General features: G+C 46.0%; 12 protein-coding genes and 1 CRISPR repeat array. Of the genes, 9 read left to right on the top strand and 3 right to left on the bottom strand.

The window, feature by feature from the left end:
- The first annotated feature begins 7 nt into the window (after positions 1-7).
- The 9 genes from cas2 to ABRS97_RS22040 all read left to right on the top strand — a co-directional run bounded on the left by cas2 (position 8) and on the right by ABRS97_RS22040 (position 15,683).
- Positions 8-298, top strand: coding sequence for a CRISPR-associated endonuclease Cas2 (cas2, locus tag ABRS97_RS22000; protein ID WP_367817632.1), 291 nt, complete (start codon positions 8-10; stop codon positions 296-298).
- Between the two features lie 181 nt (positions 299-479).
- A CRISPR array of direct repeats spans positions 480-7,266; the repeat unit is 32 nt; unit sequence GTCGCACCCCTTACGGGTGCGTGGATTGAAAT.
- A 76-nt stretch (positions 7,267-7,342) separates the two neighbouring features.
- Complete coding sequence (locus ABRS97_RS22005) at positions 7,343-7,924, top strand: nucleotidyltransferase domain-containing protein (RefSeq protein ID WP_367817565.1); 582 nt, start codon at positions 7,343-7,345, stop codon at positions 7,922-7,924.
- Positions 7,925-8,513: 589 nt separating this feature from the next.
- Positions 8,514-9,419, top strand: a complete 906-nt coding sequence (locus ABRS97_RS22010) for a transporter substrate-binding domain-containing protein (RefSeq protein WP_367817567.1) — start codon at positions 8,514-8,516, stop codon at positions 9,417-9,419.
- 358 nt (positions 9,420-9,777) lie between these two features.
- Positions 9,778-10,698, top strand: a complete 921-nt coding sequence (locus tag ABRS97_RS22015) for an AEC family transporter (protein WP_367817569.1) — start codon at positions 9,778-9,780, stop codon at positions 10,696-10,698.
- 249 nt (positions 10,699-10,947) lie between these two features.
- Positions 10,948-12,105 carry an ABC transporter substrate-binding protein gene (locus ABRS97_RS22020; protein WP_367817571.1) on the top strand — a complete coding sequence of 386 codons (1,158 nt, stop codon included), beginning with the start codon at positions 10,948-10,950 and terminating at the stop codon, positions 12,103-12,105.
- A gap of 105 nt (positions 12,106-12,210) precedes the next feature.
- The gene (locus ABRS97_RS22025; RefSeq protein WP_367817573.1) at positions 12,211-13,065 is read left to right on the top strand and encodes an ABC transporter permease; all 855 of its coding nucleotides are present in this window, start codon (positions 12,211-12,213) and stop codon (positions 13,063-13,065) included.
- Positions 13,062-13,889 carry an ABC transporter permease gene (locus ABRS97_RS22030; RefSeq protein ID WP_367817574.1) on the top strand — a complete coding sequence of 276 codons (828 nt, stop codon included), beginning with the start codon at positions 13,062-13,064 and terminating at the stop codon, positions 13,887-13,889. The genes ABRS97_RS22025 and ABRS97_RS22030 overlap by 4 nt, the downstream gene beginning before the upstream one ends.
- Position 13,890: 1 nt before the next feature.
- Positions 13,891-14,928 (top strand): ABC transporter ATP-binding protein, encoded by a 1,038-nt coding sequence (locus ABRS97_RS22035; RefSeq protein WP_367817576.1) that lies wholly within the window; start codon positions 13,891-13,893, stop codon positions 14,926-14,928.
- Between the two features lie 236 nt (positions 14,929-15,164).
- A complete protein-coding gene (locus ABRS97_RS22040; RefSeq protein WP_367817578.1) occupies positions 15,165-15,683 on the top strand; it encodes a GNAT family N-acetyltransferase in 519 nt (172 codons plus the stop codon).
- 594 nt (positions 15,684-16,277) lie between these two features.
- Here the strand turns inward: ABRS97_RS22040 and ABRS97_RS22045 are convergent.
- Genes ABRS97_RS22045 through ABRS97_RS22055 form a run of 3 tightly spaced genes read right to left on the bottom strand, consistent with a single transcriptional unit; the run spans position 16,278 to position 19,777 of the window.
- Positions 16,278-17,876: an ABC transporter substrate-binding protein gene (locus ABRS97_RS22045; protein WP_367817580.1), complete on the bottom strand. Its 1,599-nt coding sequence runs from the start codon at positions 17,874-17,876 to the stop codon at positions 16,278-16,280.
- 46 nt (positions 17,877-17,922) lie between these two features.
- Entirely contained in the window at positions 17,923-18,798 is an 876-nt protein-coding gene (locus ABRS97_RS22050) for a carbohydrate ABC transporter permease (protein ID WP_367817581.1), read from the bottom strand.
- A gap of 10 nt (positions 18,799-18,808) precedes the next feature.
- Complete coding sequence (locus ABRS97_RS22055; RefSeq protein WP_367817583.1) at positions 18,809-19,777, bottom strand: ABC transporter permease; 969 nt, start codon at positions 19,775-19,777, stop codon at positions 18,809-18,811.
- Between the last annotated feature and the right edge of the window lie 153 nt (positions 19,778-19,930).

The raw sequence follows: 19,930 nt of genomic DNA on the forward strand, positions 1-19,930 counted from the left end.
AATTGAGCTGCTGGTTTTAATTACGTATGATGTAAGCACAGTTAGCAGTGAAGGGCAAAGAAGACTGCGTCAAGTTTCAAAAACATGCCAAAATTATGGCCAACGTGTTCAAAATTCAGTGTTTGAATGCATTGTGGACGCTACACAATTTGCTGTATTAAAGTTGAAGCTCCTCGATATTATTGATCAAGAGCAGGACAGCCTTAGGTTCTATCAATTGGGCAATAATTATAAGAGTAAGGTAGAACATATTGGAGTGAAAGAGTCGATTGATTTAGAAGGTCCTTTGATTTTGTAGTGCGAACGTGCGGTGCGAACTTGTAGCTCACATGGTTTTGTGGGGACATTCGCACCAGAAAAATGAGTAATCGAGTTGAGTTTGATGTGATTTTACGCATATTACTTTGGGATTTTGTTGATTTATGCGTGTTTTTGATTGTATTTATTGAGTTTTAGTCATTTTGCAATCAAAAATCGCTGTCACACCCCTTACGGGTGCGTGGATTGAAATCTCGATATAAGTTTCTAGCAACTCTTTTGACGGTGTCACACCCCTTACGGGTGCGTGGATTGAAATAGGTAGATATTACTCCATCTGGTTCGGGATTTAGTTGTCGCACCCCTTACGGGTGCGTGGATTGAAATACTCCGTTCACTTGCACAAAATGTTTCGCGGCTAGTCGCACCCCTTACGGGTGCGTGGATTGAAATATTAGCTATTTAATTTGTTGGATGGTTAACGAAGTCGCACCCCTTACGGGTGCGTGGATTGAAATTATTGATTATTTTAGTTTCATTTCCAAATTTTTGTCGCACCCCTTACGGGTGCGTGGATTGAAATTCAATCCCTTTTGCAATAAGAGTCTCAAAAGATTGTCGCACCCCTTACGGGTGCGTGGATTGAAATAGTCAGAGAAATATTTGAAAAGGTATCGCATTAAGTCGCACCCCTTACGGGTGCGTGGATTGAAATAAGTAAGTCTGATATACAAATTGTTGCTTATGAGTCGCACCCCTTACGGGTGCGTGGATTGAAATAACAATAGTTTGTTTAGATGAAGCTCATACGGATCGTCGCACCCCTTACGGGTGCGTGGATTGAAATAGTCAGAGAAATATTTGAAAAGGTATCGCATTAAGCGTCGCACCCCTTACGGGTGCGTGGATTGAAATTTCCTCTTTTCTCATCATCATTTTTTTATAAAACGTCGCACCCCTTACGGGTGCGTGGATTGAAATATTTGCATTGTTATTGCAATGGTATTCAAGATACGTCGCACCCCTTACGGGTGCGTGGATTGAAATGCTCCGGTCTTGGCTGATATCTTTTTGATATGTCGTCGCACCCCTTACGGGTGCGTGGATTGAAATCCTATGACGGTACTCCCATCCATCCCCGATTTACGTCGCACCCCTTACGGGTGCGTGGATTGAAATCATGATAGGTTAACTGTTTGATTGCCAGGAATCGTCGCACCCCTTACGGGTGCGTGGATTGAAATCCCTTGATACCAAAGAAGTTAAAGAAGGAAGAGGTCGCACCCCTTACGGGTGCGTGGATTGAAATATTGGTTGAACCTCCCCACTAAATATTCAAACTTGTCGCACCCCTTACGGGTGCGTGGATTGAAATTTTGAAGCCGGAGCTGTCGTCTGAGCGGTCGTTGTCGCACCCCTTACGGGTGCGTGGATTGAAATATTCCTGGAAACCTTATTCGCCAGGCAACGCATATTGTCGCACCCCTTACGGGTGCGTGGATTGAAATACTTTTAGCAACCCTTTTTGGTCAACAAGATTACGTCGCACCCCTTACGGGTGCGTGGATTGAAATAATGCACTCACCTCATTAATTAATGATTACCCAAGTCGCACCCCTTACGGGTGCGTGGATTGAAATCATAAACTCACCCATTAGCTGTGACCTCCTTCGGTCGCACCCCTTACGGGTGCGTGGATTGAAATCTCCCACTCCAGCGGCCCCCGCATTGACGTTTACGTCGCACCCCTTACGGGTGCGTGGATTGAAATTTGGATAACCTCCATGGCGATATTAGAGACATTGTCGCACCCCTTACGGGTGCGTGGATTGAAATTTGGATAACCTCCATGGCGATATTAGAGACATTGTCGCACCCCTTACGGGTGCGTGGATTGAAATTTGGATAACCTCCATGGCGATATTAGAGACATTGTCGCACCCCTTACGGGTGCGTGGATTGAAATAGGGTTATTTGAACAAGAGAGAAAATCCTGTATACCGTCGCACCCCTTACGGGTGCGTGGATTGAAATCCTATGGCGACTGTGTAACCATAAATTCCAACGATGTCGCACCCCTTACGGGTGCGTGGATTGAAATTGTTCTTTGTGGACCATACCCGCAACCTTCTGAAGTCGCACCCCTTACGGGTGCGTGGATTGAAATCCATATAATCAGAGAAACCTATGAGAACGAGTGCGTCGCACCCCTTACGGGTGCGTGGATTGAAATGCTAGTGCCGCATTGCCCGCAATAACTTCCTCGTTGTCGCACCCCTTACGGGTGCGTGGATTGAAATTCTCCTACAATTCAAAGTATTGCAACCGATCCGATGTCGCACCCCTTACGGGTGCGTGGATTGAAATTGATTTTTTGTCGTAATAATCGTCACGATACAAGAGTCGCACCCCTTACGGGTGCGTGGATTGAAATCATTGCCTCAAAACTGCATACTACCTTTAGCGATGTCGCACCCCTTACGGGTGCGTGGATTGAAATTGATTGATCTGTACGGTATCGTTAATGGATATAAGTCGTCGCACCCCTTACGGGTGCGTGGATTGAAATTGAATCCATCCTGTAGTTAAGTTGGCCGCATCCGTCGCACCCCTTACGGGTGCGTGGATTGAAATTTACAACTGCATTTGTCACGTCCTGTCTTTGTGGTCGCACCCCTTACGGGTGCGTGGATTGAAATTTACAACTGCATTTGTCACGTCCTGTCTTTGTGAGTCGCACCCCTTACGGGTGCGTGGATTGAAATATCAAATCCTAGTGCGAGCAACGCAGCTACGACGTCGCACCCCTTACGGGTGCGTGGATTGAAATTACAATACTCCGTGCTGAAATCATCACTACACATGTCGCACCCCTTACGGGTGCGTGGATTGAAATCCATTTGATGAAAAACAAGAATGGGGATAGGGTGTCGCACCCCTTACGGGTGCGTGGATTGAAATTCTTTGCAAAACTGCATGGCATTGACAATGGTCTTGTCGCACCCCTTACGGGTGCGTGGATTGAAATACTAGACGCGGATCGGCTTCACGAAGCTTGTCCAGTCGCACCCCTTACGGGTGCGTGGATTGAAATCCGAAGGTTTTACCTACTTCCTCGGTATAACTCTGTCGCACCCCTTACGGGTGCGTGGATTGAAATTCATTCAGCTGCGCTATACCAGACGCTGTGGTCGTCGCACCCCTTACGGGTGCGTGGATTGAAATAATTTAGCTAAGTTATTCCCCACCGTTTTTATGGTCGCACCCCTTACGGGTGCGTGGATTGAAATTCTTAGGTTCGTCACTTAAAAAGTCACTGGATTATGGTCGCACCCCTTACGGGTGCGTGGATTGAAATGCCGGTTGCGTCTTGATAAAGCTGGGCGACGTCGTCGCACCCCTTACGGGTGCGTGGATTGAAATTGATAACGTCACTCTTGCAAATCAACAGGCCTTAAGTCGCACCCCTTACGGGTGCGTGGATTGAAATTTAGCCTTTTGCAACAAAAGTCACATCGACTTGGTCGTCGCACCCCTTACGGGTGCGTGGATTGAAATAAAACATTCCTCACCAATATCCAGCCGCAAACCGTGTCGCACCCCTTACGGGTGCGTGGATTGAAATATTAATGTAGAACTTGTTATCGCCGCCTACGATTGTCGCACCCCTTACGGGTGCGTGGATTGAAATATGATTAGTTTATGCTTCGAATCAAGGGCATCAGTCGCACCCCTTACGGGTGCGTGGATTGAAATTGAATTCCTCTGGTGCTCTAAATGTGAACATGTGTCGCACCCCTTACGGGTGCGTGGATTGAAATCCATACGTGGTCAAATGGGGTCCATCGCATGTCGTCGCACCCCTTACGGGTGCGTGGATTGAAATATGGCGACATATTGATTACGTATAATTTCGACCGCACGTCGCACCCCTTACGGGTGCGTGGATTGAAATCCCGTCCATTCAGGTCTATGATCCGTGGATCGAGGTCGCACCCCTTACGGGTGCGTGGATTGAAATACACACGTACCATTACGCATAAAATCACTCCTTTGTCGCACCCCTTACGGGTGCGTGGATTGAAATGTTAGAGATACAAAAGTTGGTGCTAGAGTTATCGTCGCACCCCTTACGGGTGCGTGGATTGAAATCAAAGAAGAACGGTAAAACATCTTTGATCGCAGGTGTCGCACCCCTTACGGGTGCGTGGATTGAAATCGAGGATATGAAGGTCTTGTACTATCAAGGAAAAAGTCGCACCCCTTACGGGTGCGTGGATTGAAATTGGATCCTGTAGCTTATGACTTGGGCATCCAAGCCAAGTCGCACCCCTTACGGGTGCGTGGATTGAAATTTTTGATGCATTACCTGATCAAGCTTCTTATCCGTCGCACCCCTTACGGGTGCGTGGATTGAAATATCAATTGCGATCCCACCGCCGCTATTTCTTCCGAGTCGCACCCCTTACGGGTGCGTGGATTGAAATTGTTTGCAAATTGTGGCAACCGATTGTATTTACCCGTCGCACCCCTTACGGGTGCGTGGATTGAAATAGATTAAAACATATGGACTATTTTTTCGTTTTATCGTCGCACCCCTTACGGGTGCGTGGATTGAAATTATGTACAGTTTACGAGTTAGAAGGGAGGAAACAGTCGCACCCCTTACGGGTGCGTGGATTGAAATTATATCCAACAATCAGATAAACCATAATAGAGCAAGTCGCACCCCTTACGGGTGCGTGGATTGAAATCCGGCTGACCGTACTTAAAAGAATCCCCTCAGAGTCGCACCCCTTACGGGTGCGTGGATTGAAATATTGGCGCGCATCACATGTATAAAAAGTAAAACAGTCGCACCCCTTACGGGTGCGTGGATTGAAATATCTCACCCACCTGCAATCATGTGTTCTCACTATAGTCGCACCCCTTACGGGTGCGTGGATTGAAATTTTTTTCTGTAGATCCTTTAGATGTTTTCATGTGTCGCACCCCTTACGGGTGCGTGGATTGAAATAAAGTATGTCCCTCCAGGGAGACCATACTCACCTAGTCGCACCCCTTACGGGTGCGTGGATTGAAATCTTTCTGGTCGTGTTCAGGACAAGGAGCTGTGCAAAGTCGCACCCCTTACGGGTGCGTGGATTGAAATTTGCAGCGCTGGAGGCACTATGACTGGGCAGGCGTCGCACCCCTTACGGGTGCGTGGATTGAAATATTATTGGGGCATGGATCAGCAGACCAAGAAATGGTCGCACCCCTTACGGGTGCGTGGATTGAAATCAATTGATCCGGACTATCTGCCTCTATGCCAGCTGTCGCACCCCTTACGGGTGCGTGGATTGAAATAAATGGTTGAAAGCGCGTTGATCGTGGATGAGCAGTCGCACCCCTTACGGGTGCGTGGATTGAAATATCCATATAATGCGACAATTCAATGTATTGGATAGTCGCACCCCTTACGGGTGCGTGGATTGAAATGGTAATAGCGTGTACCTGAAGCACGTCGAGACCGGTGTCGCACCCCTTACGGGTGCGTGGATTGAAATGAATCACTCAACGCGGAAATTGGCGGCCTCTATTCGTCGCACCCCTTACGGGTGCGTGGATTGAAATCTGTGAGTCCCGCGATGGAGGCGCAGCTAGACGGTCGCACCCCTTACGGGTGCGTGGATTGAAATTCTATAGTAATCTTGGTGCTACGTCTAAACATAAGTCGCACCCCTTACGGGTGCGTGGATTGAAATACCAAAACCGCCCCGGACGAAGTAAGTTTCACAACGTCGCACCCCATACGGGTGCGTGGATTGAAATGTAAGATGATCCCAGTGGCTTAACCGTGCCTTAGCGTCGCACCCCTTACGGGTGCGTGGATTGAAATGGAACTACAAAAATGTCTGAGGAGTTTATGGCCGTCGCACCCCTTACGGGTGCGTGGATTGAAATTGCGATATCCGGCTCTTTTGATAACCCATACGGGGCGTCGCACCCCTTACGGGTGCGTGGATTGAAATAAAACTGCATTTTGGGTTGAATGCCACTCATATGGTCGCACCCCTTACGGGTGCGTGGATTGAAATGACTCATACCCGCGGCACACGTATCGATAATGTAAAGTCGCACCCCTTACGGGTGCGTGGATTGAAATTACGATCTCTCGACATCTCCAAGGAATGATGATGAAAGTCGCACCCCTTACGGGTGCGTGGATTGAAATATCAATGCGGTAAACGGAACTGCAATCAATGTTGTCGCACCCCTTACGGGTGCGTGGATTGAAATGACAATAAATCCTCGTTAACCGTTATATCCACGAGTCGCACCCCTTACGGGTGCGTGGATTGAAATTTTAGATCAAATATCGTGGCTGCTGAAGCAAAATGTCGCACCCCTTACGGGTGCGTGGATTGAAATTACATACCACTCAGAATCAAGTCGTAATCCACCATGTCGCACCCCTTACGGGTGCGTGGATTGAAATAAAGCTAGGAATGTTATCCGTCAAATTGCTATCTAGTCGCACCCCTTACGGGTGCGTGGATTGAAATTGCGGGATCTCTATTGCGTTGACGCCCTCGCGCATGTCGCACCCCTTACGGGTGCGTGGATTGAAATTCTCCAGTTTTGTTGTTGACTTTCATTTGGATTTAGTCGCACCCCTTACGGGTGCGTGGATTGAAATTACGAAACCATTGTGGTCAACAAGGTTGAAGAAGTCGCACCCCTTACGGGTGCGTGGATTGAAATTACGAAACCATTGTGGTCAACAAGGTTGAAGAAGTCGCACCCCTTACGGGTGCGTGGATTGAAATTACGAAACCATTGTGGTCAACAAGGTTGAAGAAGTCGCACCCCTTACGGGTGCGTGGATTGAAATGATAGTTGTTGTTATTGCTCCAGCGCTGCGGGGCGTCGCACCCCTTACGGGTGCGTGGATTGAAATTGTACCGTTGATGGTTGCTCTGCCCGATGTGTTGTCGCACCCCTTACGGGTGCGTGGTTGAATTCTATCAAGGAAGGACAGGATTCCGATGTTATCTGAAAGACCAGCAATATGTAAAACCAAAAAGAAGGGGATACATAAATGACATTCATTGAATCAGTAGATATTGATTTTATCATGAATGAAATGAAAGACTTTAAATATCCATGGTTTATAGCTGGTGGATGGGCAGTTGACTTGGGAATCGGGAAGATCACACGAGAACATATGGATATGGATATTTGTATTTTTCGTGAGAATATACAGCAAGTATTAGATTATTTCAGTGATTGGGAGATCCGAGTAGTTATTCCTGAATTACATGAACTGATCCCTTGTATTGATGTTAAAGACGCATTGTTTCCAAGATATTGTTTGCACTTACGAAGAGGGGAACAATTTTTAGAAATACTTTTAACAGATAAGATTGATGATGAGGTGATATATAGAAGAAATGATACGATTCGATTATCGGTTTCTGAATTTATTAGGAACGATTCTATTAACCGACCTTATGTAAATCCTATATGGCAACTTTTATTTAAATCGAAGAACCCTAGGGAACATGATGAAATGGATTTTAAGAACTATTTACCTTACATAAATTCTGAAGAGAAGAATTGGTTAAGGATGAATATTAACAGAACGGAACCAGAATCGAAATGGCTTACAGAACTTTGTTAGAATATTATTTTTGAAAGTAACGCCCCATGGTCTTGTTGTCATCCGATTTGTGACCGTGGATTCGTTATAAGGGAAGGTCGTCCGTTCAGTCCCCCTCAACATGAAAGGCGGCGATACTATTGAATTTTGTAAAGACTGTGCTGCGTTATTTTACGAAATATTAACTGCTGTTTCACGTTTTCGTGATCATTATGAGTATGTTGGTCGGCGGCGGATTACTCAATATACTTGCAGCCACCCGACATTTAGCATTGACGATCTTGGATTCCGTCTTGCCCGGTCTTGTAGTAGTGATAGTTAAATTGAATAAGAATATCCAAAATAGAAAATACCTATTAGACTCTCTGTTGAAGAAGTGTTAAATTGATGGAGAACAATAGCGGATAAAAACGATGTACATAGTATGAATTGGTGTTTCATATCACCTCCACTAAAAAATAATAACCGGACAACCGGAGACGAACAATTATACCGTTTGTCTCTTTTTTATTTGGACAAGAATATCCATGGGCGAAGGTGCATAGAAGCATTCCGGCACGTCATTGTCAAATCGGCATACCACAAATAATCTTATGGGAGGTCAATTCGTATGAAAATAACCAGTTCAAGATCAGTCAAGTCAGCAGGTATTCTTGCATTAGGGCTAACCATTATCGTGTCAGGCTGCGCGAAGCAAACCAGCAGTCCCTTAGCAGCAAGTTCATCATCAACGGCGACAACTGCGGACAGCACTAAATCAAAGACAGTAGTCAAAGTTGGGATAAATAATCTTCCGAATCCGCCGTACAGCTTCGTCGATGATAAGAATCAGCCTGTCGGGTATACCATCGATTACCTCAAGGAATTGGAAAAGAAACTGCCGGAATATAAGTTCGACTATGAGGCAGTCGACAGTGATTCCCAGCTCATTGGCACCGATTCCGGCAAATATGCCTTTGCGGCCAACTATTATTTCAGAAATCCTGAAAGAGAGAAAAAATACATTTTTAATGAGCATGAATTTGGCTATTCCGTGACTGCGTTGGCAGTAAAAGCGGACCGGAACGACATCATATCTCTAGACGATCTGGTGGGAAAGAAATTGGTGCCGATGACGCCGACTTCTGGCTTGCGTTATATCATTAAGGATTATAATATTAAGCATCCAGGCAAAGAAATTAAAATAGAGGATATTGATAAAACAACTATATCAGATGATTTGAAGCTTGTTGATTCTGGCAAATATGAGGCTGATTTCATCAATGTTCATAATTTTGATGACGTCAACCAGAAATTGAAGTTGAACTTGAAAATTGGTGGCGTCATTTCGAAAGAGCCGATCTGGGTTCTTTTCAACAAAAATCAAAGCGAATTGGCCAAGAAAGTGGATGCTGCTACGCTTGAACTCATCAATGACGGAACGCTTTCGAAATTTGCAGAGAAGTGGTTCAAGGTTGATTTCTTTAAGAGTATTGAGTTTGTTAAACAGGGCTATCAATTCAGAACAACGAATTAAGCAGCGGCGTCCGTTCTATGTGTTCCAGGTCGAGATGAACGCGTTCATAAAGCTTATCCAATCAAGAAGAGGCATGCTTTCCAGCACGCCTCTTTTTTGAATTTGTCGACAGCACTCCGCCGAACCGCATTCGATGCCTGGCTCGCCCCTGCGCCGCCACGGACAATAACTCCTCCGAGGAAGTAATTGACATTAATTAAGATGTGTTATAACATCTAGTCCAACGAACGTTATTTTTTTAATTATAAAAAAAGTGGTCTGCATTCTACAGATGGGTGGCCGTTTAGGAATTCGAGGGAAAAGGGCAGTCCCAGGGGAAGCATGGGTATTATGACAGAACGAACAGGAGGGCTCAGCCATGTTGATTCTTTATACTTTTTACCACATTATTGTTCCAATCCTAATCCCCATCGGTATCGGAGCAATCCTATATCGTAAATTCAAATTTGATTTATCCGGACTTTCCAAGTTGATTTTGTATTATTATGTACCTTCTCTGGCTTTTGTCAAAGTGTACGAAGCGCAGCTTTCTGCTAAGCTCCTTCTGTCGGTGTTCGGATTCTTGATTCTGCAATTTATCGCCATTGTGTGCATCGGTTATTTGGCAAGCCGGTGGCTGGGATATTCGAAGCCTCTTGCAGCCAGCTTCTCCAACAGCGTCTCTTTAACGAACAATGGAAACGTAGGCATTCCTGTTAATGCCCTCGCCTTCAAGCATGACCCACTGGCCATGTCCGTACAGATCATGGTCGTCGTTTTCGAGCTATTCGTAACTTTCACCTTCGGCCTCCTGAATGCAAGCAAAGCAACTTCGGGTCTTAAAAAGTCGTTGCTCCAATTCGTAAAGATGCCTGTTCTCTACGCTATTGCAGCGGGTGCATTATTACATGTTCTCCATATCAAACTGCCGGAGCCTCTCATGCTTCCGTTATCGGACATCGCAAACGGCATGTTGTCCTTTGCGCTCGTCACAATAGGGGCCCAGATTGCATCGACCAATTTTCAGCAGAACAGCTCCGCCGTACTGCTTAGCAGCTTCATACGGCTCATCATATCGCCTATTTGCGCCTTCGGGCTCATTCATGTCCTGCAACTTCACGGCATTACTGCCCAGGCTCTGTTTATCGCCAGTGCGATTCCGACTTCGCGTAACAGTGCGGCTCTGGCATTAGAGTATGGAAATGAACCCGGCTTTGCGGCTCAATCCGTTCTGGTATCTACACTGCTGAGCAGTTTAACACTCACCTTCGTCATTGATCTGATGCCTAGTGTGTTCTAATTGGGTACGCTATATCACGAAAAGCGGTTGTTAAAGAAACTCACTTCATGACAAGAAATTAAAGTTGTAGAGTTCGATTGAAAAATGCCCGTAAAGCTCAACGCTTTATGGGCATTTTTTTCGTTTACATAAATTTACAAGTCCTCAATGTCTAGTTGAAACTGGATAAACAATTCAGGCATATAGTTGTAGCAGAAAAGAAACTACAGGATCATACAACAAATAGCAGTGATAAAGGGAGGACGAACGATGTACAAGATTTGGACAAGAAGCGCCTCGTTTCTTGCAATCATCATGTTGGCGGGCAGCTTGGCCGCTTGTGGAGTGAAAGAGGCTGCCAAGACTGGAGAAGCGGCGGCAGCGAGCAAAGCGCCAGTGGAAAGCAAATCCCCTGCAAGCAGCAGCCCGAAAGCAAGCGAAACCGTATCGCTGGAAGACCTGCAAATCAAAGCGAAGCAAGAGGGTTCGATTGTCAGCGTAGGCATGCCGGATGACTGGGCAGATTGGAAAGATACGTGGAGCGACATTTCAAGCAAATACGGTCTCAAGCATACCGATACGGATATGTCGAGCGCAGAGGAAATCGCCAAGTTCGAAGCAGAGAAGGACAAGCCTACGGCCGATATCGGCGATGTCGGTATGGCGTTTACTTCTGTAGCGGTTGAGAAGAACGTAACGCAGCCGTACAAACCAACAACCTGGGATAAAATCCCTGATTGGGCGAAGGACAAAGACGGACATTGGGTAGTCGGTTACCAAGGTACGATTGCTATCATTACGAACACCAAGCTGGTGAAAAACCCGCCGAAAAGTTTTGATGATATTGCAAAAGGATCCTATAAGGTAGCTATTGGCGATGTAGCTAAAGCTTCCCAAGCGCAAAACGCTATTCTTGCTGCTGCGATCGCATATGGCGGGGATGAGAAGAACATTCAACCGGGTATTGATTTTTTCGAGAAATTATCCAAGCAAAAAAGGATCTCCCTGGCCGAAGTGAAATTAGCCAATTTTGAAAAAGGTGAAATCGAAGTCGCTTTGGTATGGGATTTCAACGGACTTGGCTACCGCCAGCAGCTGAATCCGGCTGATTATGATGTAGCAATTCCCAAAGAAGGCAGTGTCATCGGCGCTTACGCAACGATTATTAATAAGTATGCTCCGAACCCGAATGCTGCTAAATTAACAAGAGAATTCATTTTAAGCGATGCAGGGCAAATTAACCTGGCTAAAGGCTTCGCCAGACCGATCCGCGATGACGTCAAGCTTCCTGCGGACGTGGCCAGCAAGCTGATTCCAACCGAGCAATACAAGAACGCCAAGCCGATTAAGGATTTCAAAACTTGGGATGCTACCTCGAAAACTCTTCCGCAATTGTGGCAGGAAAAAGTGTTGATCAACCTCAATTAGTACGAAATAGCAAACAGTTATCTTCTCTTTCGAGGAGGTAACTGTTTTACTAAATGCATGCTAACGGATATCCGTTTCCTAAATGAAAACTCTGAGGAGAAATCGATGAAAAACAGAGTAGCCTTGAAGCTCATCTTACTTGCTGTGCTTATCCCCTTTATGATCTTGATTGTCGGATTCGAGCTGCTGCCTACGGCTACGTTAGTGATAAACAGCTTTTTATCGGACAAAGGCGATCATTTTACACTACAGCAGTATATCACTTCATTGACAAATCCTTTCTACCTAAAGGCGATTCGAAACAGCTTGTTGATTTCGCTTTATTCCAGTGTGGCTGGAATCCTACTATCCCTGCTCCTTGCCTATGCGATCACGCGGACATCGGAGCGGACGAGAAGTTTTGTGCTGATGATTTCTAACATGACCTCGAATTTTGCAGGTTTGCCGCTGGCCTTTGCTTATATTATTTTGCTTGGAAATAACGGTGTTCTAACGATTTTATTTAAGACGTGGGGATGGTTCTTGTTTTCAAGCTTTGATCTGTATACGTGGACGGGGCTTGCCTTTGTATATGTGTATTTTCAGGTTCCGCTTGGAACGCTTCTGCTTTATCCTGCCTTCTTCGGGATGCGCGAGCAGTGGCGGGAAGCCGCTTCCCTGCTTGGCGCAGGCAAGTGGCAGTTTGCCAGACGAATCGCGCTGCCTGTGCTGTTCCCAGGCATAGCCGGAACGTTTACGATTCTTTTTGCCAATTCAATGGGGGCTTATGCGACGGCTTATGCGCTGGTCGGCGGAAATTACAATTTGCTGGCAATTCGCATCGGCGCACTTGTGGCGGGCAATGTCGTGACGCGACCGCAGCTTGGCTGCGCGCTGGCTGTGCTGCTTGGAAGTACCATGCTGATCGCCATGTGGATGAATGAGCGCTTGATGCGCAGGGTAAGGAGAGATTTGCAATGAAGCGCAAACGTTCCATTCCACGAATGATTATTTTGGCTGCGATGGTCTATTTACTGATTCCTTTGCTAGCGACCTTGCTTTACTCAATCGCGGGCAACTGGCAGGCGTCTTTACTGCCGGATTCATGGACGCTGCATTGGTTCGGCGATTTGTTTCGCGATATCCGCTTTTTGAATGCTCTGGGACGGACATTGTATGTTTGCCTTTTGAGTGTAGCGGTCAGTGTGATTGTTATGCTGCCGACTATTTTCGTAGTTACGATGTACTTCCCCAAATGGGAGCGCTGGTTGAATCTTATCGCTTTGATTCCTTATGCGATTCCGGGCGTTGTTGCTGCTGTTGGCTTGATCAAGCTTTATTCCTCGGGCTTCTTAGCGATCTCCGGAACGGTTTGGATCCTAATTGCCGCCTATTTCGTGGCGATCCTGCCCTATATGTATCAAGGCATCCGCAACAGCATCCGGACCGTTAATGCCTTGGAGCTGATGGAGGCTGCCGAGCTGCTGGGGGCAAGTAAAATGACAGCTTTTCGCCGAATTATTGTTCCTAACATTATGCCGGGCATTCTTGTTTCAACGCTGTTATCTATCTCCGTTTTGTTCGGGGAATTCGTGCTGACCAATTTGTTGATTGGCGGTCATTTCGAAACGATTCAAATTTATTTGTACCGGCGTCTCAGCGAAAGCGGTCATTTGGCAAGCGCGATTGTGATTGCTTATTTTGTATGTATTTTGCTGCTGTCAGGCGGGCTGCTTAGCTTGAGTAAGCGATTGTTCAGCAGAGCTAACCCTGTAGAGTGGGAAACAGCTAAGAAAGGAGCCTAGCATGAGCTATTTGCGTATTGAAAATGTATCGAAGAAATTTGGAGCGTCCAATGTGCTTCAAGAGCTGAATCTGCGAGTGGAACAAGGGGAACTGGTGACGCTGCTGGGTTCCAGCGGTTGCGGGAAAAGCACGCTGCTTCGCTGCATATCGGGGCTTACGACGCTGGAGGAGGGCGAGATTTATCTGGAAGAAAAACCCATTACCGATCGGCTGCCCAAGGATCGCGGGGTCGGCATGGTGTTTCAATCCTATGGGTTATTTCCAAATTTGCATGTCGGCGATAATGTCGCTTTCGGCCTGCGCATGCAGCGGCTCAGTAAAGCCAGCATTGCATCCAGAGTGCAAGAGATGCTAAGTCTTGTAGGTCTTGAAGACAAAGCGAAGTCTTATCCGCATGAATTGTCCGGAGGCCAGCAGCAGCGGGTTGCGCTAGCCCGATCGCTTGCCGTGCAGCCAAAGCTGATGCTCATGGATGAGCCACTCAGCGCACTCGATGCCAAAATTCGCAAATCCCTGCGTATGGAGCTGCGCCGGATTCAAAAAAGCTTAGGGATGACGACGATTTTCGTCACGCATGATCAAGAGGAAGCGCTCATCATTTCGGATCGAGTTTGTGTGATGCATCAAGGGCAGATCGTCCAGATGGGAACGCCGGAAGAGATCTACACCCATCCGCGCAATGAATATGTCGCCCGTTTTATCGGCAGTTACAATGTGCTGAATGTGCAGGAAATGGCTCGGCTAACCGGGAGCCAAGTGTGGAGAGACGGCTGCTATGCGATTCGTCCGGAAGCAATTCTTTTGGCGCATAGGAATTCGGAGCAAAGTTGGCCCGAAAGCGACGGCTTCGAGGCTGCGGGCCGCATTGACGAAATCATTGTGCTCGGCAATGTGCTGCGGTTTAGCGTCCATGTAGAGGATACAACGTTAACCGTTGATATGTTGAATAGCGGGGAACGTCCGGGGCTCCAAGCCGGCAATGAAGTCAAGCTCTGGATTCCTCGCGAATCTTGTAAATATCTGGATGGGGGAAAGTGATGTCCACCCCGCAGCCAAATAGGTAACCGCAAATAAAAAACCAGTCAAACACGATTTTCATGTTTGACTGGTTTTTCGCGCTGCTGTGAACGATTCAGCGCAGCTCTTCCGGCCCTTACTTTTTCGTCAACGGGCGGGAGAGTTTTTCTCATACAGAAACTTTCCCTCAATAATGGGCTAGGTGCGTGATAAAATTTTCATGAAGCGAAATAAACTAAGGAATGGGGAATCAAAAGTTGGAGATCCGAACGGAAAGAAGCAGCGACTATGATGCCGTGTTTCAGTTGAATTATTTGGCCTTTGGGAATAGGGAAGTTGAATCCAGACTAATCGAAAGAATTCGATTATCAGACGCATTCATTCCCGTGCTGTCCCTCATAGCGGAAGAAAACGATCGTATTGTCGGGCACATTTTATTCAGCAGAGCCGAGCTTGTAGACGAGGAAAAAAGCGATGAGGTCATAGCGCTTGGTCCTATTGCCGTCCTGCCAGGCCATCAGAAAAGTGGAGTAGGTTCCAAACTTATTCAAGAAGGGCTAAAAAGATGTGCAGAGTTAGGTTACAATCTTGTGTTCTTGATAGGACATCCGACTTATTATCCCAAGTTCGGCTTTAAACTAGCGAGACCCTATGGAATAAATCTGAAGCAATTTGAAGTGTCGGACGACGTCTTTATGGTATGCGAGTTAAAAGAGGGGACGCTATCCCAAAAAATAAAAGGCGAGTTCAAATTTTCCAAGTCATTTCTTGTGTAAAATCCTAAGGTAAACCAGAAAGCCCCGCCCACCTGTTCATCTATACAATATCCAGCAACTCATTCATGTACTTGACTTGCCCGGATTCATTCCGCGTATAATCGCCCTTAAGCCGATAGTAGATCCGGAAGTGTCACAGCGGTTTGGAGTATCCCGACTGCGAGAGATCGTGTTTTTGCACGGGTGAGCGGAACGTGGGTGCGTTAAGAGGGGGTATTTTCGGTTGTAGGGACATTTCGCGGAACTACCGTGCGTTATGAGCATGAAATGCTGGGTTGTAGGTACGTTTTCGCACAATTAACGCACCCCAGTTCCGCTTCAGGGGGAGAAAAGGGACGTTATCGTGGAATAAGGCATCGTCGTGCCGTCAATATCGCTGTGCACGGAAAATTGGCGTTCCGGCAATACCTCCTCCTTTTTATTGCGAAACTTGCGGAGGCGAAACGTACCCAGAATCTTACAGGGGTGTTCATGGATAGGAATACTGGACGGAACCCCATACCCAATTCCCTCTACATGCGCAAACGTATGGGTTTACAAGCAAAAGGACCGTCAGGATGTTTTCCCTGACGGTTTTTCTTGATTAACACTTCGTTACTTCCCGTTCGTTTTTGCCCACTCATCCAACTGCTTCTGGGCTTCGGCGATGACTTTGTCCATGCCAATTTCCTTTAACTTTTTGATCAGGTTAGGCACTTCCACTTCCGGATCCAACGTACCTGATTTCAGGCCGGGATCGTACGTTTTTGTAATATTATCAATGGCAATCAATTCATTCTTGACTGGCTCCGAGTCGAAGATAAAACCGTACATGTTGGATTTTCGTTTAGCGACTTCTTTGTTAAACTTCTCATAGATTTCATATTTTTTCGGATCTTCGCCGACACGGGTATAGTTCAGGAGCTGGTTCCCGATTTGCCACTGGATATCATGATAATAAGGAGAAGTGGCAGAAGTCATTCCAGCAGGCAGATCAATCTGGCCATCCTTCATCACATAATGCGTGCCTTCGATTCCAAAGTTGAACAAAGTAAGCAGCTTAGCATCCTTGAAAAATAAATTCAGCAGCATCATCGCACGATCAGGATCTGCAGATGTTTTGGAAATCCCCTGCATAGTCGCCATGAGTTTACCCGTTTTCAGCATATCTTTGGCCATCGGAATTTGAATTAATTCAAGGCCAAGAGATTTTGACAAGCTCGGCATCGGTTGAGGCGTATCCGTATCTGCCAAAATTTCGCTGCTGCCGCCAGCAATAGCGAAACCGAGCTTCGCTCTCATTTTTTCGTCTCCTCTCACACCTTTACTCGTGGCATCTTTGTTAATATAGCCAAGTTTATACCACTTGTGGGTCAATTTTGCCAATTCCATATAAGATTCAGTTTCATAAATATTAACGATTTTCATGTCGTTTTTACTAATTTCCAGACCTGTAGGGCCTGTGAGACCATCGATTTTTGAGCCTGCAAAGAAACCATCAAGCGGGAATTCGCCTGGACCCGTTGTACCGCCGACCATAGGCGTAATGCCGGGTTCATTTTCCTTGATTGTTTTCAGCAGGGGTTCGAGATCAGCCATATTTTTGCTTGTCGTCAATTTAGTCAAGTCAAACTTATATTTTTCCGCCAAATCTTTCCTAACTACGATTCCTTGCGGATTCCCGAGCTCTTGATGCGTATGGATGGCGTACAATTTCCCCTTGCGCACGGCTCCGACGTGATAATCTTTCTCTACGGCTTCAATATCCGGTCCGTACTTCTTAAGAAGATCATCGAGAGGCAAGAGAGCGCCTTTGTTGACCTGCGTGTCAAATGGCCCCAACCAATTAGCCGTAAAAATTAAATCAAATTTTTCATTCGAAGCAAACATCAGGTTCGTTTTATCGGACCAAGCGCCAAAATCAATCGGATTCAGCTTGACACTTACGTTTAACTCTGGATATGTCTTCTTCAAATATTCATTCATCGCATCCTGTACTTTCGGATTATCTTTCAACGGATTATCTGGATAAACCATAACGACTTCATATGGCTTTAACGCTGTTTTGCCGTCTGGGGCTACTGCTTTGCTCGACTCGTTCGGGCTGGTTGTGCTGCCTGTAGTCTTGGATCCCCCGGAGCAAGCGGTTGCGACAAGTGCTAGTGACATCAAGACTGTAGTCAAAACGAAGAGATTTTTTTTGATGGTTTTCATTTGTGACCTCCATTAATTTTTATACTAAACCAGCATATAACTGGGTTCAGCCCTTTACCGCGCCTACTGTCAGGCCTTTAACAAAATACTTCTGAAGGAAAGGAAATACGAGTACAATCGGTCCGATGGCAAGCATCGCCATAGCCATACGAATCGACTCAATTGGCGGTTGCTGCAGAACTTGTGAAGAGAATGTTTTGTTGGCGATGTTTCTTAAAAACTGAATGTTCAATAGTGTCTTGTTCAGGAAATATTGCAGACTGTACAGGTTCGGATTTTTGATAAACACCAAACTGTTAAACCAGTCATTCCAATATCCGATGGTAATGAATAAGCCGATTGTCGCCATGACCGGCAATGAAAGCGGCAGAATCATGCTGAAATAAATCCGATACTCGCCGGCCCCGTCAATTTGGGCTGAATCCAATAACGAAGGCGGAATGCTGTTCGTGAAAAAGGTCCTCATCACCAACACATTAAATCCGCTTAACAACCCTGGAATGATTAAGGCCCACAATGTGTCCTGTACGTGCAGGAAGCGAGTATAAACCAAGTACCATGGAAGCAAACCGCCTCCGAATAGCAGGGTGAAGAAGACCAAGAAACTAATGCTGCGGCGGTAAGGGAAATCAATTCGCGATATCGGATAAGCTAACATGGATGTAATGGCAAGGCCCATAATGACTCCAGTCAAAGTAACAAAGATGGAGACGCCGTATGCCCTCAAAATCGTAGATGCATCACTCAGGATATATTGGTAGGCGCTAAAGGTGATTTGCTCGGGCCAGAAAGAGTAGCCGTTGCGAACTAAGGTATCTTGCTCTGTAAGCGAAACCATGAACAGCAATAGAAACGGAATTAAACAAAGTAGACTCGTTACAATAAATATCAAATGTATAATCAGATTTGGTTTGCTTTTCATAATTCCACCCCTAGAATAACGCGTTTTCATTGCTGATTTTTCGTACAATCAGGTTTACCGAGAGAACCAACACAAAGCCGACGACCGATTGCAGCAGACCCGCAGCAGATGCCAGTCCTGTATCTCCCGTCACCAGAATGGCATTATAAACATAGGTGTCGAGAACATCTGTAGTGGGCTTCAAAGATCCCGAACCCATTGTCGCTTGGAAGAACAGCCCGAAATCCGCTTTGAAGATATTCCCGATGGCGAGAAGCGTCATAATAATAATAACCGGTGAAATTAATGGAATTGTGATCGTGGTCATTTGCTTCCATTTGCTGGCTCCGTCTATGCGGGCTGCTTCGTAGTATTCCGGATCGATTCCGATAATTGCCGCGAGATAAATAACAGTCAAATACCCGACGGATTTCCATGTATTCACGATCGTAAGAATGGCTGGCCAATATTCTGGTGAATCGTACCACGAAATGCCTGTTACCCCTAATGGTTCCAAAATAATCTTATTGACGTAACCAAGTTCCGGGTTCAAGAAGCCGAAGACCAAGTAGCCGACAATGACCATGGAGACGAAATATGGAAGCAGCAACGTACTTTGATAAAACTTGGCAAAATGGCGGTTTTTCACTTCGTTCAAGAGGAGGGCGAGCAAAATGGCTACTGCTGTATTAATGACTATGAAAGCAAGATTATACAAAATGGTATGGCGAATAATGGCATAGGCTTCGTCGGTAGCAAATAAAAACTCGAAATTGCGGAATCCGATCCAATCGCTACCCCAAATTCCCTTCGTGTAATTCAAATCCTTGAAGGCGATGAAAATGCCAGCCATCGGCAAGTAATTGTTAATGATCAAATAAATAATTCCCGGTAAAGCTAGGATAATCAACGATCTGTACTGCCAAGCTTTTTGCAGTCGGCTCTTTTGTTTTGTCTTTACATTCGTTGCAATCGTTGCATTCGTTGTAAGCGATGCCATCTACGAATCCCTTCCTATCAATTTCTATTTGTGACTTAGTGTACCAGATCACCATTTCCGGTTCCCACCACTTTTGTTACGGTGCCCGAGTCGTTTTATGACATTCGTCGAAATAAAAAAAGCATGGCTTTGTTTGCCACGCTTAATTAGATT

Source organism: Paenibacillus tabacirhizosphaerae, from assembly GCF_040812395.1.
GTDB lineage: Bacteria > Bacillota > Bacilli > Paenibacillales > NBRC-103111 > Paenibacillus_E.